The 17,374-nt window shown below is 43.2% G+C and carries 11 protein-coding genes and 1 pseudogene; 9 read left to right on the top strand and 3 right to left on the bottom strand.

Annotated elements, in window-relative coordinates; all coding sequences use genetic code 11:
- Positions 1-184: 184 nt before the first annotated feature.
- Positions 185-1,489 (bottom strand): efflux RND transporter periplasmic adaptor subunit, encoded by a 1,305-nt coding sequence (locus ACPEGP_RS07115; RefSeq protein WP_423813010.1) that lies wholly within the window; start codon positions 1,487-1,489, stop codon positions 185-187.
- An 855-nt stretch (positions 1,490-2,344) separates the two neighbouring features.
- Here ACPEGP_RS07115 and pilG point away from each other — a divergent pair.
- The 9 genes and pseudogenes from pilG (at position 2,345) to ACPEGP_RS07070 (ending at position 15,879) form a co-directional block, all read left to right on the top strand.
- Entirely contained in the window at positions 2,345-2,722 is a 378-nt protein-coding gene (pilG, locus tag ACPEGP_RS07110) for a twitching motility response regulator PilG (RefSeq protein ID WP_045453505.1), read from the top strand.
- 210 nt (positions 2,723-2,932) lie between these two features.
- Positions 2,933-3,295, top strand: a complete 363-nt coding sequence (locus ACPEGP_RS07105) for a response regulator (RefSeq protein WP_068403521.1) — start codon at positions 2,933-2,935, stop codon at positions 3,293-3,295.
- 3 nt (positions 3,296-3,298) lie between these two features.
- Entirely contained in the window at positions 3,299-3,829 is a 531-nt protein-coding gene (locus tag ACPEGP_RS07100) for a chemotaxis protein CheW (protein ID WP_201589492.1), read from the top strand.
- A 581-nt stretch (positions 3,830-4,410) separates the two neighbouring features.
- A pseudogene (locus tag ACPEGP_RS07095) lies at positions 4,411-5,415 on the top strand (methyl-accepting chemotaxis protein); the annotation flags it as partial.
- Between the two features lie 182 nt (positions 5,416-5,597).
- Entirely contained in the window at positions 5,598-6,596 is a 999-nt protein-coding gene (locus ACPEGP_RS07090; protein WP_423813009.1) for a CheR family methyltransferase, read from the top strand.
- A gap of 30 nt (positions 6,597-6,626) precedes the next feature.
- A complete protein-coding gene (locus tag ACPEGP_RS07085; protein ID WP_423813008.1) occupies positions 6,627-13,634 on the top strand; it encodes an Hpt domain-containing protein in 7,008 nt (2,335 codons plus the stop codon).
- Positions 13,624-14,643 carry a chemotaxis protein CheB gene (locus ACPEGP_RS07080; RefSeq protein WP_201589483.1) on the top strand — a complete coding sequence of 340 codons (1,020 nt, stop codon included), beginning with the start codon at positions 13,624-13,626 and terminating at the stop codon, positions 14,641-14,643. The genes ACPEGP_RS07085 and ACPEGP_RS07080 overlap by 11 nt, the downstream gene beginning before the upstream one ends.
- Positions 14,644-14,663: 20 nt before the next feature.
- On the top strand, positions 14,664-15,167 hold the full coding sequence (locus ACPEGP_RS07075; protein ID WP_200661787.1) for a hypothetical protein: 504 nt from the start codon (positions 14,664-14,666) through the stop codon (positions 15,165-15,167).
- A 184-nt stretch (positions 15,168-15,351) separates the two neighbouring features.
- Complete coding sequence (locus tag ACPEGP_RS07070; protein ID WP_144296721.1) at positions 15,352-15,879, top strand: cytochrome b; 528 nt, start codon at positions 15,352-15,354, stop codon at positions 15,877-15,879.
- Positions 15,880-15,987: 108 nt separating this feature from the next.
- On the opposite strand, the gene minE is transcribed toward ACPEGP_RS07070, so the two are convergent.
- Entirely contained in the window at positions 15,988-16,278 is a 291-nt protein-coding gene (gene minE / locus ACPEGP_RS07065; protein WP_200661789.1) for a cell division topological specificity factor MinE, read from the bottom strand.
- Positions 16,279-16,280: 2 nt separating this feature from the next.
- Positions 16,281-17,093: a septum site-determining protein MinD gene (gene minD / locus ACPEGP_RS07060; protein WP_068408121.1), complete on the bottom strand. Its 813-nt coding sequence runs from the start codon at positions 17,091-17,093 to the stop codon at positions 16,281-16,283.
- Between the last annotated feature and the right edge of the window lie 281 nt (positions 17,094-17,374).

Raw genomic sequence — 17,374 nt, 5'->3', positions numbered from 1 at the left:
CTGTCTTTATAAAACTGTTTTTGTAAATAAGCACGCCCTAAATTTTCAATGCCCTTAATTCTCAATTAATTCTCACTAAAAGCGTAATCTCTATTAGTTTACGCTATATTGCCTAAACAGAATGTTATTAAACAAGATAGGCTTTGTTAATGTTTCTACACAATGTAACTACGAGCTTTGGCGCTTATGAAACCACCGCCTTTTTACCTTCAGATTCCACCGGTAAATTCGCCAAACAAATCAAACTGTCATTGGTAATACCGGCAATTAAATACTGTTTGGTCAGCGGGTCATACTCGATGACTTCGACGGGCTGGCGCGTCAAACGCTGGTCTTGTTTGATAATCCAAACGTTAGCATGCAAAGGACGCAGCGGCTTATAAGGCGGTTTGTGCAGCACGGTTAGGTCAACATTGTGCAGGGCGCGCTTAGGAACAATGGTTCCAACTTCTATTTGTCCGTAGTCAACGCGCCCAGTCACCTGCATATCAGGTCGTATTTGGTTGCGACTGACTTCATTATCAACCACATTGACATAAACCAATAGCTGCTTTGGTAACTCAGTGACTGTCAGCTTACTGACCTGACCGGTAAATTTATCTATCAAGCTTTCCGCCGTGAAGTTAACCGTTTGTCCAACGGAGATTTGAGATTTGGCTTCAATTGGTAAGCTTGCGCTAAAATGCAGCTCCGTCCCGTCGCTAAGCTTTAGAAGAGGTTGACGCGGTGCTACTTGTTGGCCGCTTTCGACGTATAGCTTTTCGATATGACCTGCGAAGCTTGCCCGTACCGTTATCAAATTATTCGCCGTTTCTGTATGCTTAGAAGCTTGATTATTGTCTAAGTCGTGACGGCTTGCATTAGCAGAATTTTCTTTATCATCCTCACTATTTTTTTCTGTACTGGGTTTTATATTATCTGAATTCTTAGCAGTGGAGTCTTTTGGCGCCGCTTGAGTACTGTTGATGGCAGACGGTTTTGGTTCAGTGGCCTCACCTTTATTATCTGCTACTTCATCTTCTACTTCTAAGGAAGTTGCTACTTCATCATCGGCTTGTTCAGATGACTCTGTTGAGTCAATAGGCGCTGCTTGCCGTCGAACGGTGAATAATGGTGCGCCTTTTTCGACCCGTTGATTTATTTTCACCCACACCTGCTCTACCGTCAGTGCTTGGGCAGCAATTAGGTTTACCTGTTTGATAGGCTCAATCTCACCTTCTAAGCCAAGGCTAGGCTGATAACGGGTTGGTTTGACGCTTAGGATATGATCAGGGGTCATAGTAATGCTATCAGCACGTATGAGCAGGGGCGTGTCAAAGGCCTCGCTATTTTCAGCTGTAACAGGTTCTGACGTAGGCGGCGAGGGCTGGCAGGCGATAAGCAGCATCGCGCCCAAAAGATACGCACCCTTTTTCAATGGGCTAAAAGCTAAAAGTATGGTGCTTGAAAATTTAGCCTTCAAACTCCTTAAATCTATAAAACCTGTCATAGCGATTACCCTTGTCAACGAATTTTTATTATATAGGGAATTATGAGGCGGTGAAATGATTACTCTTATTTACTGATTTTGAATGACGAATTTCAGCGTACTAGGTATCACTCGTTAGATCACACGTAAAAATAAATAGTTGAGGATAAGCGTAGTTAATGAGGAGAATTTGGCTAGAGTGATGAATTTACAGTTATTTATTTGAACATAAATTTATTAAATGACTGGAAAAGCGCTCATAACTGTGCTAAAACGAACATAATAAAATATATTGATACATTTTTATGACAAAAGAAAATTATTCGGTAAGGTGTGCCCTAATTCTATATAATGTCCAAAATATAACCGTATTAACGATTGTGCAGGTTCCCATTCAAAAGGGCTTATTTTAAAAGAGTTTATATTGAAAGTGCTGTTTTAAAGGAATTATTTCCTGCTTAATTATTCTACGTTGCTTTTAACGCCATTTTAACAACGATTATAAGGGCAATTGGGAAGCGGAAGAATTGGAAAATAAGCATTTGCAGTTATGACTGGATGGTACGTTTGCGCAAGCTAGTATTACTATCATAAAGCATCAAAAAACTTAAAATGCCGTGCAAATTGCTAAGATAATTCGCCGCAAAGTGCGTATAGTGACGGATGATAGTGCGCTATTAACCATGCTTAGTGAACAAGCAGATACTTAGCGTAAAAACTTAGCTATTTATTTTTATACGAAATATACCAATGGTCTAATTAAGATGACGGCTTATTTCCTTGTATTCGTCACCCAGCTTGACTTAGTATCTTAGTGTGATCGTTCATATTGATAAATAGTACCCCGAATAAATAGTCGTTTATAGGACAGAGATAATGGAAAATAACTTTGATGGTTTAAAAGTAATGGTAATCGATGACTCAAAAACCATTCGCCGTACCGCAGAAACTTTATTGCAAAAAGCGGGTTGTGAAGTCGTCACCGCCATTGACGGTTTTGATGCCTTAGCGAAGATTGTTGATAACAATCCAGATATCATTTTTGTAGATATCATGATGCCACGTTTAGATGGTTATCAGACTTGTGCTTTGATAAAAAATAATCCAGATTATGCGAGCAAACCGGTGATTATGTTGTCATCGAAAGATGGCTTGTTTGATAAAGCCCGCGGCCGCATTGTTGGTTCTGATGAGTATTTGACCAAACCATTTAGTAAAGATGAGCTTTTTGAGGCGATTAACCAGTATCGTTAAATAATCAGTAACGTTAATAGTAGCGCGTCAAAAACCTGCTATAAAAAATAGATTATAAGCTCGGTTATTTAGGTTAACAGTGAGTGCTTGCTGCTTAATTTTTATCTTGATGTAAATCATATTGGCATTCAATCAATGCGATTTATTTTTTAATCGGTTTGTTTTAACAATATATCCTAATGGATATCATCGAAAATAAAGGAAACACCTATGACTACTGTTTTAGTCATTGACGACTCGCCATCTGAGATGGCGAAATTTCGCGACATGCTTTCTAAAAATAACTTTCAAGTATTAGAAGCGAGCAATGGAGAGCAGGGCTGTCAGATGGCCGTTGACCATCTACCAGACGTCATCTTGATGGACGTGGTGATGCCTGAGATGAATGGTTTTCAGGCAACCCGCAAAATTACGCGCGGTAAAACGACTGCTCATATCCCTATTATTATGATCAGTACTAAAAATCAAGAAACAGATCGAGTATGGGGCAAGCGTCAAGGCGCTAAAGAATATATCACCAAACCGATTGATGAAAGTGGTTTGGTCCAGATAATTCGTAAAGTAATGGGGTAGCTTGTGGCATCCAGAGGATTTATTGAGCTGCTGCGTATAGCAGACTTAGCACGCGCGCGCAAAAGTGGTCGCCGCGGCGGCAAGGAGTTTGATTGGCAAGGCGTGGTATTTGAAATTGGCGGTCAGCGTTTGGTGGCACCAATGGGTCAAGTATCAGAAGTATTGTCCATGCCAGAATATACCAGCTTACCTTTAGTAAAGCCTTGGATGCTCGGCATCGCCAACATCCGCGGGCGCTTGTTGCCGTTAACCGATTTGTCGCGGTTTTTACAAGTACCTAGCCGATTGACGCAAATGAGCCAGCGTAAGGTCATTGTCATAGATCACGATAATGTGTTTTCAGGACTGCTGGTCGATCAGGTGCTGGGTATTGAACAGTTTACCCAAGACCAATATCGAGCAGAAGCGCTTGAACCGAGCTCGCCATTTGCGCCTTATAACCACGGTAAGTTTGTCAAAGATGAGCAAGATTGGTATGTATTTATGCCAAGCTTACTGGCACAGGACTTGCAATATACCGATGCTGCCATCTAGTGGCTGTGAGTAACTAGTAATTAGCTGTTTTTTCTAAATATTGATTTTTGGTAAATACATCAACCTTAATAAACACATCGATTATTAACGGGGTGTTTATTAAAGCAAGAAAAGAACAAAGGCTGACATGGTTTGATGAGATGTCAGCATTCATACAGGCTTTGTGAATCACTGTTGTTTTGATGGCAATATGATTTCAGAGTCAGTCACGATACGACTTTGACGATTGTTTGAAAGGAATAGGCACGATGAGTGATGTTATAAACAACCCTGTAGCTGGTACGAATAAAACAACGACAGATGCTAATAGTAAATGGAAGCTGTTATTAGGGCTTTGTGCTTTAGTGAGCGTGGCTTGTCTGTTTTGGCTGGTCAATTCATTGTCGTCGGTCAGTCAATATTTAAGCAATTTTAATCAATCAGTCATCTTGCCGGTGATTGTTTTTGTGGTAGGTGTACTGGGCGTTTTATTCGCTTTATACCAATTACTCAAACAACGCGGCGGCTCAGAGCGTTTATTGATTGAAAAAGAAACCTTACGCCGTCGTCAAGAAGCAGAAGCGGAGTCTGAGCGCGCGCGCCAAATTCAAGAAGAGAACGAGCGTAACCAGATTGCAATTTTGCGTCTACTAGATGAGTTGGGCGATTTGGCAGATGGTGACTTAACGGTAAACGCGACGGTATCGGAAGATTTTACCGGTGCGATTGCTGACTCTGTGAACTTCGCAATTGACCAATTACGCCAATTGGTACTGGTTATTAACAGTACTGCTGAGCGTGTCTCGCAGTCCTCAGAGCAAACGCAGATGAATGCGGTTGAGCTAGCTGAAGCCTCAGAGCACCAAGCACAAGAAATTGCTGGCGTATCAGCGGCGATTAATGAGATGACAGTCTCGATTGACCAAGTGTCAAATAACGCTTCAGAGTCAGCGACGGTTGCACAGCGTTCGGTTGCCATTGCTTATAACGGTGCGGAAGTTGTACAGCGCTCGATAGAAGGTATGAACGTTATTCGCGATCAGATTCAAGAAACCTCAAAACGTATCAAGCGTCTCGGTGAGTCTTCGCAAGAGATTGGTGATATCGTTGGTCTAATTAACGATATTGCTGACCAAACCAACGTCTTGGCATTGAATGCTGCGATTCAGGCATCGATGGCAGGAGAAGCAGGTCGAGGCTTTGCGGTTGTTGCCGATGAGGTTCAGCGTCTCGCTGAGCGTTCAGCAAACGCAACCAAACAGATTGAAACGCTGGTAAAAACCATTCAGGCCGATACCAGTGAAGCGGTGATGTCGATGGAATCAACAACTTCTGAAGTAGTACGTGGTGCCCGTTTGGCAAAAGATGCGGGTGAAGCACTAGAAGAGGTGCAAACGGTTTCTAATACCTTGGCGGACCTGATTCAAAACATCTCTAACGCCGCGCTACAACAGGCCGAGTCTGCAGGTCATATTTCGCATACCATGAATATTATTCAAGATATTACTTCGCAAACCTCGTCTGGTTCGATGGCAACAGCGCGCTCTATTGGCGAGCTGAGCGAAATGGCGGCGGCACTGCAAGAGTCGGTCACCGGCTTTAAGATCTCTAATGATGACGAGCAGTTGGAGCAAGAGCTTAGCGAAGATGAGTATTTAGAAGTTGATGAAAGTGTTTCGGCGAGCATGTAATCTCTAGTTATCAGCTTATGATTGTGATATTGAAATATTAACCAAGCAGTTGCCCTACTCGTTTTTTCTGTTGAGCAACACTATTAATAGCAGGTCACGTGAATAATCATACTCAAAAAGACAGTCTGATGATTAATAAAGCCGACGCTTTGGTAGCCGAGGCTTTGTGGGATGATGTTGCTTTTGATACTGAGCAATGGCAACGCTATATAGAACAAGAGATTGGTTTTATATTGCCAAATGTTCAACGTAAATGGTTGGTCAACGCCGTCAGCCAAACGGCACTGGGCTATGGTTTGAGCATCATACAATTATGGCATCAGTTGCCGATTAATCATGAGCTGCGCCAGCAATTGTTAGATAGAGTGCTCATTCATGAAAGTCGCTTTTTTCGCCATTTGCCCTCTATAGAGTTTATCACTGATTACGCCTTGCGGTGGCAACGAGAGCAGCTAATAGCTGCTAGTACGAGCTGCAATGCTAATGATAGCAGCGCTAGTATTGATGCCAGCAATCCTGATGATTCATTCCGTATCTGGAGCGTCGGCTGTGCCAGTGGGCAAGAAACTTGGTCGCTAGCCATGAGTTTGGCCGCAAAGCAGCTGACCAATTACCGTATATTAGGGACTGATGTCAGTCAGCAAGCTTTAAAAAAAGCACGTTTAGGTCAGTATGACAATAAGCAACTGGCTTTGATTCCGCAAGATTGCCAGCAATTTATTCAACCATTGCGGCCAGCAAGTATCGTTGAACAATTACGTTTTCTACCTGTGTCTACGCAAAAAAATACAGATAAAAACGCTCGCGTGCATTGGCAGGTGATGCCAACTTTAAAACAGCATGTACGCTTTGCTTTACACAACATTATCGACAAAAAACCGCCAACGCCGCATTTACAACAAGTCATTGTCTGCCAAAACATGCTGCTTTATTTTCGTAAGTTTGATCAGCGCGATATATTAGCGCGGCTATCAGAGCAGTGCGCAGTAGGCGGTTATATTATATTGGCTCCAGGTGAGGCGTTATTTTGGCGTCCTTCAAACATGCGCCGTATTGCGCACCCACAGATTAACGCCTGGCAAAAAACCAGTGCCTAAATTAGCGCCTAGACGAGTTAGGATACATCTATGAAAAACCAGCCCAACGACATGGTGACACTTGAGTGGTTACTGCCACTGTTTGATCAGCAATTATCACAGATAGCTGATGGCTGGCAATTGGGTGAAAAAAACGCTGATTATGAGCAGATGGCACAAAGCTATCATCAGATTGGTGGCGCTTTGACCATGATTAACTTGCCGATATTGGCAAATTTGGCTACTAAGCTCAGCTTACTTGCAGGGGCAGAAATAGACAATTTCGGTGCTGATGCCAGCCGTATTGGTCAAGTAGGGCATCGACTGCTTACACGTGAGCTGCTTTACTACGCACGTACGAGCAATTTTCATAGCGCTTTAATAAATAAAACATCAGCTGAGCTTACCCAAGTTTTAGCACGTTATGATATAGTGACTGATCACCTTGTAGATGCTTCTTTAGACTCTAAAGGGGGCAGTCTTGCTAGCATTGCCACTAACGATATTGTTTATATTGCGGTACCTGCTAGTACAGCAGTGGTCAGTTTAGACCAAGCGCAGTCTCAGCAGTTGCTATTGGTTTGGCGTCAACAAGCGCAAGCGTTACTTGCTGCTGATACCAATGACGCTTCTATACTGGCGACTTTAGAAAAAGTTGCTCAATACTTATGGCAAACCGCAGCAGATGCCGATTTGCAGCGTCTTTGGTATTTGACTGAAGCTTGGCTACATGACCTTGCCCATAACGAAACGCCGCGACCTAAGTATTACGCCGCGCTATTGAGTCAATTAGATGCGTTAATAGAGTCGAACACCCATCAAAAAGCGCTATCGCCGAGTGTTATCAGCGAGCTAATAGCGAATGTTTATATCGAAATCAACAGCCTTGCCAAACAGGGCGATATCACGCAAGCTATGCTGCAAAGGGTAGCGCCGCAAGAGGTCGAAACACGCTTTTTACCGCGTATCTTAAGTGATATTGATACGCTTGTTTTTAGCCTTGATAAGCCGCAAACCCTAATTAAACCACTACAACAAATCAGCAATCAGCTAGAAAGTCGTGGTTGGACATTGTTTGCCTCGCAAGCAACATCTATCCTAGCAGATATAGAACGTGACTTAATTGCCCAAACTGGAGTGGTAGAAGAGCAATCACAACAGCAGTGGCAAATTGAGCAGCGTCTCCAAGAATTATACAACGCTATCTACAATACCGAACAAATTATCTTAAGTAAAATAGGAAGCGCGGCTTCTTTTATACCTGCGGCTGACGTCATTACTCATGATGAAGTGGATGGCTTAGAGATAGAAAGTAGCCACCAAATTAAGACAGACGTTAAAGAGCTGCGCGAGCTGCGTATTGCGGTTGAAGACGTTAAGCAAGGCTTTAGTGATTATATTCAGCGCCAAGACCTAGCACTATTACCAGACACTGCAGATTTTTCTAACATTGGCGAAGCTTTTGACAGTATGAGCCTGTCATCTATCCGTCAAGCGACCGATAAAATAGCAAATATATTCGATCAGTTAACCACTCATGATGTTGCCGTACTGAGCTGGGATGTCACCGAGGCCTTAGCCGAAGGTTTAACCTCTATCGAATTGCTGCTCGACTATCTTGCGCAGCAGGTCTTCGATCAGCCTTTATTGACCAAAGCTCATGAATATATCGACAAAGCGGCGACACTACTTAGTGGCTATATAGCTGCGCCTGAAACCGTTAATGATACCTTTTTAACGCAAAAGCAAGCGACAAGTGATGTACTGCGCTACGATGATAGTGGCGAGATTGCGCCTGTTACGGTTGCTAATGAAGACATTGATTCAACCGATAACACAAACCATAGCGATAAAAAAGAAAGCGCCGCTTTATTAAATGCTCGCAGTGAGCTTAAGCCTGATAACTTTGATGTTGATGAAGATATTCGCGAGATCTTTATTGAAGAGGTGGAAGAGGTCGTCGCTGATTTAGAGGATTTCTTACCTATTTGGCAGCAAGATGCGCAAGATTTAACGCCATTAACTGAAATACGCAGAGGCTTTCATACCTTGAAAGGGTCAGGGCGTATGGTTGGTGCTTTTAGTATCAGTGAGATGGCGTGGTCTATTGAAAACTTACTCAACCGTCTGTTGGACAAAACCCTACCAGTGACCGATGAGGTCGTGGCACTCGTCACAGAAACCACTAAGCATCTACTAGCGATGTTGGCTGATTTTGCAGCACAGAACCCACCAAGTTTTGATCCAGCCATTACCATTTTGCAAAGCAATAACTTAATAAGCCAGCAGCCTATCAATACAGGTTTAGAGGCATTTGATGGTAATTTCTCTACAGGTAAGGTTGAAAAAAATAATGCGGTACTAGATGAGGGTACGCAATCGACAGATGAGACATTCTTAAATACCGAACAAGTTGATACTCTAGACATAAATGACTCTGTTAGCAACTTTGACGAAGTTTTTGAAGTAGAAACAGACTTTTCAGCCTCATTAACGGATTTAGAGATACCAGACGTATTAACCCCATTTATGACAGCGGCGCAGTCGCTACCGACAGATGCTAACGATGCTGATCCTGATATCAAAGAGATATTTATAGAAGAGGCCAATGAAGTTCTAGAAGAAATTGTGCCCTTATATGAGCATTGGCAGCTTACTCCTGATAACTTAAGCCAGTTAACTGATATTCGTCGCGGTTTCCATACTTTAAAAGGCTCGGGTCGTATGGTTGGTGCTAATTATAGCGCTGAGCTAGCCTGGTCGATAGAAAATATGCTCAACCGTATTTTGGATAATACAATTGTAGCGTCTGCAGACATACAGCAGCTTATCGGTGATGTGTTAGCTGCTTATCCAACGCTATTAATTACCTTTGAAAATGACAGTCAAGATTATCCTGCACTTGTACCGTTATGGGTGGCTTGTGCTCAGGCTTTTAGTAAGCAATTAGGTGATGAATTCAGCTACCGCGCGCTACATAAACAACTATTTGATGGTTCTGAGCAGCAGCAGGACATAAGCACAGCGCAATATTCTGATGTTAAAAATACAGATCAAGAACTTGCTGATGACACTGCTTATGACATTGCCGAAAGTAACAGTAGCATTGATAGCACGCTGCAAACCATTCATTCGGTAAATGAAAAAATGGCCGAAGCGCCCATCATCTTGACGCCTCAAAGCGAAGAAGAGCAAATCTTTTTCGATATCTTTGTTGAAGAGGCTGAAAAGCTGTTAGAAAGCATTAAAGACTTTGTTTTTGATCACCAAGACGAGCCTTATGTCGCTGTAAGTGATGAAATTGTTCGCGCTTTTCATACGCTAAGAGCAGCATCTGGCGCTAGTGCTTTGACGGCAATCAGTGAGGTTGGCACGACGATAGAGCAAAGTTTGGAGCTTTTGCAGCAGCAGGACACGCCAATGAATGCTCAGCATTTAAAAGCGCTCGCTCAGTCTGTGATGCTGATTGAAGGCTATCTAGACAATTATAAAAGCGATGTGCAGGAGCGAGAAGCTTCGTCAGAAGAGGCGCAAAGTCAGCAAGATATTGCTTCTTTACAAGCCATGCTTGGTGAGCAATACACTATTAACGATGATGAAGACTCAGCCGATGATAGACCAACGATAAGCCAATTATTAGATGATGATATTAATGAGTTACTAGATGCAGAATGGCAGCTAGAAGTGGTCTTTAATAATGCAGAGCAAGAACAGATTCAAAGTTATATAGCAAAGCAAATCTCACAAATAAAACATCTAGCTAACAAAGCACAAGATGTACCAAAGTTTGCTTTAATTCTTAGCGAATTGGAAAATGCTTATACTTATTTAAGTCATCACCCTGAAAAATCTCGCGATACTGATATTCAAGCCGCTTTACTTGCAGGTCATTGTCAGCTAGTCGGTTTATTTGATGCTTTAGCGGGTAGCACCTCGTTGAAAATTGACGAGCAGGTTATCGAACGCCTACAAAGCATTGCTCAAAGTGATGACAGCACTAGCAATGATAAAAAAGCTGCTGATAATAAAGAAATTAATATTGATGCAGAAGCAAGTGTTGAGTCGAACATCGGTATTCATGAAGAAATAAATACTGCTAAAGTGCAAAGTATTGCTGCCCCTGAGCTTGCGCTTGAAACTATCGATACCGATATTGAGCTATTAGAAATCTTCTTAGAAGAAGCGCAGGAGCTTGATGATGCGCTCAATGATAGCTTTAGTAAATGGCGTGCTGATATCAGCAATATCAATACCTTAAAAGTTTTACAGCGCCACCTGCATACCATCAAAGGTGGTGCACGTATGGCAGGCATACGCAGTATTGGCGATTTGACCCATGAGGCGGAGAGTATTTATGAGGCGTTCGTTGAAGCAAGACGTACGCCAACGGCGCAGTGGCTTGAAATTATGCAAGTCGTGCAAGATACTTTGTCATTGCAAGTGGCGCATATTGTCCGCTATCAGCAATCATTTTTTACGCCTGAACTGATTGAGCAACTGCAGCAGTTTGAAAAAGCAGCAGCGTTACCAAAAGACGTTGAGCTTATTGTACCAATGCCACAACATCAGGCTGCTGCTGAACCGCAAATCAGCGCCGATGAATACACCCATCGTATCGAAAAGACGGCAGACTTCTTAAGTTTAGATAGAATTATAAAACAATCTTGGGCGAACGGCTTACCTGACCCAGATATTTTAGAGGTGTTTTTAGAAGAAGCAGAGGCGCTGACCAACCGCAATGAATATCTCCAAGCATTCTTAAGTGATGCCGGTGATACAGTTGCATTGCAGGCCCTACAGCGCGACTTACATACCTTAAAAGGTGGTGCGCGTATGGTGACCGCAAGTGGTATCGCTGACCTTGCCCATGAAATGGAATCGGTTTATACCGATTTTATTGATCGTCGCCGACCTGCTACCAAAAAAGTCTTGGAGCTACTGGTAGCCTGTCACGATTGGCTGGCAGATGCGGTATTTATTCTCTCGCAACAGGTGAACCCACCAACGCCAGACTTATTAATTGAGGCGCTGCAGCAATTTAGTAAAAACCCCGATAGCTTAAAACATATACCAAAAGAGTCGTTGCAACCGCAGCGCGATGCTATTTTGCTGGCGAAAGAAAAGCAAGAATCTACCTATATCCAAAAAGATATCAGTGAGATGCCGCCGATGGTGGCTGATACGACTGAGCAAGAACAGAACGCCAGTAACAATGAGATGATTCGTATTTCAGGTGGCCTCATTGAGCATATGATTAACCTATCAGGTGAATCAGCGATCAACCGTGCGCGTATCGATATGGGTATGAGTAGCTTGACCACTAGTATTGAAGAGATGGGAACGACGGTACAACGTCTAGCGGATCAGTTGCGCCGGATGGAGATTGAGCTTGAAGCGCAGATTTTATCGCAGATTGATGATGAGTTGGTCAATCATGAAGGCTTTGATCCTCTAGAGATGGATCAGTATTCTTCGCTAAACCAACTGTCGAAATCTTTAACCGAGTCGGCCTCGGATTTGGTTGATATTAATCATACCTTACTTGAAAAGATGCGCGACAGCGAAAGTCTATTGCTACAATTATCGCGGACGCAAACTGAGCTGCAAGATGGCTTGATGAATTCGCGGATGGTACCCTTTACCCGCCTAACGCCACGGCTTGAGCGTATCGTGCGCCAAACGGCCAATGAGCTAAACAAGTCGGTTGATTTAAAGATTATCAATGCTGATGACGAAATGGATAGAACCATTTTGGAGCGCATTACCTCACCGCTTGAGCATATGTTACGCAACGCGGTCGATCACGGAATTGAAACGGTTGCAACGCGCTTAGAAGCAGGTAAAGAACGTAATGGACAAATTACTTTAGAAGTCCTGCGTGAAGGTAGTGAAATCATTATCCAGCTAACTGATGATGGACGCGGCATTGATGTAGAAGCAGTACGCAATAAAGCCATTTCTCAAGGTTTAATTGACGCTGAAGATACTAGTTTAAGCGACCTTGATATTATGCAGTATATCTTTAATGCTGGTTTAAGTACCAGTAAGCAAGTGACGCAAATATCAGGTCGCGGTGTTGGTATGGACGTGGTGATTAGTGAAATTCGTCAACTAGGGGGGGCAGTATCGGTGGTGTCAGAGCTTGGTAAAGGCTCACGCTTTACCATGCGTGTGCCGCTCACGGTTGCGGTGTCTGATGCGTTGGTGGTTCGCGCCGCAGACCGCTATTATGCGATACCGCTAGCGCAGATCGAGCGTGTCGTACGTATCAGTCCAGAAAGAATTTATGACTATTATCAATCCGGTGCCGCTACGCTTAACTTTGAAGATAATGATTATCGCGTGCGTTATTTGAATGAGATTTTATCAGGTAATAAACTCAATGAGCTGGTCGTCAATACTAACACCAGTGTGCCACTAATTATTATCAAAAACCGTAGTGGACAAAACATGGCCCTACAGGTTGATCAAATCGCAGGGTCACGTATTGAGGTCGTGGTAAAACCTTTAGGCCAGCAATTCTCGAATCTATCGGGTATCTCAGCGGCAACCATCATGGGTGATGGCTCGGTCATGCTTATTCTGGATCTGATTGCACTGATGCGAAATGCTGCTTTAGGCAGAGAAGTCGCAAAACCTGCTATCAGTGTTCGTAGCAGTACAGAATCTAAAACCACCATTTTGGTTGTCGATGACTCAGTCACGGTACGGAAAGTGACCTCACGTTTCTTAGAGCGTCAAGGTTTCAATGTGGTCCTTGCCAAAGATGGTATCGATGCGCTTGAGATTTTACAAGAAACCACGCCAGACTTGATGTTACTTGATATTGAAATGCCGCGTATGGACGGCTTTGAAGTCGCGTCGCAAGTACGTCATAACCGCCGCCTGCAAAAGCTGCCTATTATTATGATTACCTCACGTACCGGTGAAAAGCATCGCGAGCGCGCTTTTGAGATTGGGGTCAATGACTACATGGGCAAACCTTTCCAAGAAAACCAGCTTCTTAATAAAATCCAAGGTTTATTGGGTATAGAGGCTAGCTTAGTCAATGAAGGATAATGTACCTGCCTTAATACTAAGGGATAAGCATAAAAACGATATCAGGGTACTGGTGGTGGCAGAAGACCACCATCAGCGCATGGCTTTTTCTGATACCGTGCGTAGTTGTGGTTTGCAGCTGGTTGACTGCGTATCAAGGGCACAATTACAAAATAGGTTGAGCCGCTATACAGCGCCGATTGATATTTGGCTCATAGATGGTGATTACGATGAGCATATGGCAGTAGCGACTACTACCGCTCAACCTGCTACCGTTCTAGTCGGATTTAGCCAGGCGCCATATCTTAATGAAGCTGAGCAGTATGCCAAATGGCAGCGCAAACTCAAGCGCAAACTTGCCCAAATGCTGGCGTTGCCGTTATTGAGTAATGCAATAGATAGCCCTGCTTATAAGAATACGGCTTACCAAAATGAGCCTAACGATTGGCATTATGTGGTATTTTTAGGTGCTTCGATGGGCGGGCCTAGTGCGGTCAAAGAATTTCTAGATCATCTGTCACCCACCTTGCCTGTGAGTATTTTACTGGCCCATCATTTTAACCAAGCGATGATAGGCACGCTACCACGCATACTCAATCGCCATAATGACTGGCGCTGTCAGCTGATAACTTCCTCACAGCGTTTGCGCGGCGGGCAATGCCTCATTGTACCCATTGATAAACAAATTGTTTGCGATTCAACTGGTCGTATCATCTTAATGGATCAGGCGTGGGAAGGCGATTATAAGCCAGCTATCGGTCAAATCTTGAAAAATACCAGTGATGTTTATGGCAGTGAGCTTATCAATATTATCTTCTCTGGGATGGGAAATGATGGTTCGCAGTATTTAAGCTTAATCCAAGATAATGACAGTCAATTGTGGGCGCAAGACCCAAGCTCAAGCGCTTGTCCGAGTCAGCCGCAAGCTATTATTGATTCAGGTTATTGTCAGTTTGTCGGTAGTCCCAAAGCCTTAGCAGAAAAACTTACCCATTATATTGCTGAAAGGGCGATGCCCGCCTCTTCGTAGTCATTTATTGTGAGCGACATATGAAACAGATTCTAAAGCACTCATTTGAAGCCGTGAGCTTATTGACCACCAACAATGGTATGCTCGACGTAACGATTGTCCCAGCCACCGACCAACCGGATTGGCTTATCCCTAGTAGTTTGATTTTAAGTGTCGATGAGTATAGTGAACATACATGGACTTATGAGTGGCAACAACAAGAAGTCGCTGTGTTCCATCTACTACCGCGCCATCAAACGCCGGACAAGATGATTATTTTAGAAGGCAATACTACTGCGCATCGTATCGCGCTACAGACAGCAGGCGAGCTCCGCCAACTACAGGCGCGTATCTCCGACGTCAAAGATATCGACTTGCCTGAGCATTTTATCAAAACCGACAGCAAAACTGATACCGTTCAGCAGCGCGTCCAAGAAGATGTTGTGCTATCCTACCTTTTCCAAGCGGTGATGATCGATGATACGGTTTACGTAGTGCCAGATTTGGATAAAATCGCCCATCAATTGGTTGACTTAGATAGCTAATTTGCTCATGGTGACGCTTTTTATCATGGGCTTTAGTGTTAGCTCTAAAGAAAGTTATTAGCCTTGAGCTGGGATAAATAGTTATTGTATTAATTTGCCAGCTAGTAGGTTTTTAACACTGTCATTTGATCCGTATCAGTCAGCGCCTATAAGTATCGATGAATAGGAAGCGATAAAATATACTATGAATAACATCCATTCAAATCTGACAAAGTGGTCGGTTGCTAGTCGAATCTTTCATTGGGTTAGCGCCTTATTATTACTGGTCACTTGGATCATGATACTGTTATATGACAATCTTGATAGTAAGGTCTATATCGGATTACACAAGGCATTTGGGATCAGTTTGTTATTTTGGATGATAGCCCGCGTGATCAGCCGGCTGTTTACTAAAGCACCACCAGCTCTGGCAATGCCAAAGTGGCAAATGCTGCTTGCACAATTATCCCACTTTGCTTTATATGCGTTGTTAATTGCGATGCCTGCCGCAGGGCTGCTGATGTCGGTATATGGCGGCCGAGCCGTTGATATTTTTGGCTTATTTCAAATCCCTGTCTTTGTCACCCCCGATAGAGGATTGGCACGGCTTTTTAATGACTGGCATACCGATATTCTGTGGCCGATGATTATCGTTTTTACTTTGATTCATATTGGCGCCGCGTTATATCATCAATTCATTAAAAAAGACAATATTATGGCGCGTATGAAATAAAGACTTAAAAATGGGAAGAGCGCGTATAAAAAAGCCCTAAGTATGAAACTTAAGGCTTTTTTTGTGCCAGCTATACTAGCAAACGCTATAAATATAAAGTTATGCCGTTTACTTTTTATGTTCAGGTAAACTGATATTCATCTCAAGCACATCGAGGCTGTCTTCAGAGCGATGGTTGATATTAACATCATCAATCTGTACGCCGTTGACGTATTTATTGACCACTTCTAGTATCTCACGTTTCATTTTTTCAATACGATCAGCGGTCAAACGGTTATTCAAGCGATTTTCGCTTGCAACAATAACTTTTAAGCGCTCAGTTGCCATATTAGCACTGCCAGCACTGCTGCTGTCATCCGTACCAAATAAGCTACTCCAAAATCCTTTTTTCTTACTCATCATTAACCCCCAAACCAGCGCTGTAGTAGACTCTTTTTCTTCACATCAATATGACGTAATGGACGCTCTTCTCCTAAGAAACGGGCGACGATATCGTCATAACATTGACCAGCCACTGAATCGGTATAATGAATCACCGGCTCGCCATGGTTAGACGCTTCAAGCACTGAATGGCTTTCAGGAACCACACCAAGTAACGGCACCTTTAAAATATCGTTAGAGATGGTATCGATATCCATCATCTCGTTAGCGGCAGCACGGTCGGCGTTGTAGCGGGTGATGATTAAATGCTCGCGTACCGTGCCCTGATTTTCAATGACCTTTTTGGTTTGGCTTTGCAAGATACCAATGATACGGTCCGAGTCACGTACCGAAGAGATTTCAGGGTTGGTGACGATGATGGCTTCATCTGCATGATACATTGCCAGCTGCGCACCTCGCTCAATACCAGCAGGCGAGTCGCAGATAATATAGTCAAACTGCTTTGACAACTCATCCATGACTTCTGTAACGCCGTCGTCTGTCAACGCATCTTTATCACGCGTTTGACTGGCAGGCAGGATATATAAATTTTCTAGTTGCTTGTCTTTTACCAGCGCTTGTGACAGGCGGGCATTGCCATTGATAACATCGACAAAGTCATAAACAATTCGATTTTCGCAGCCCATAATCAAGTCTAGATTACGTAAGCCTACATCAAAATCGATAACAACTGTCTTATAGCCACGTAATGCTAAACCGGCGGCAAAAGAAGCGCTGGTCGTGGTTTTGCCCACACCGCCTTTACCCGAAGTGATTACAACAATCTTCGCCACAATGGCACACTCCTATGAATTGATGGGATATTTATTAGTTAAAACATTTTAGATGAAACAGTATAGATGTAAAGTAGCACAATTGCTCGGCGTTTACCTAGCCAAGATGTGCTATCTGCGAGCGTAAGCCTAGCATAAATATACAAAAACTTATAGCCGGTGCATATTTAAGCACAAAAGCTGCTTAAAGATAATGGTTATATAAGCTAAATAGGGAGCCAAAGCACCCTCTATTATCTGCGCTCAACGTCCGCGCCTATAGTCTAGCGTAAATAGTGGCA

Origin of the sequence: Psychrobacter sp. 219-2-C (assembly GCF_049560815.1) — a bacterium.
GTDB lineage: Bacteria > Pseudomonadota > Gammaproteobacteria > Pseudomonadales > Moraxellaceae > Psychrobacter > Psychrobacter faecalis.
The sequence above is the reverse complement of the archived record's forward strand: the minus strand, read 5'-3'. Positions and strand labels throughout refer to the sequence as shown.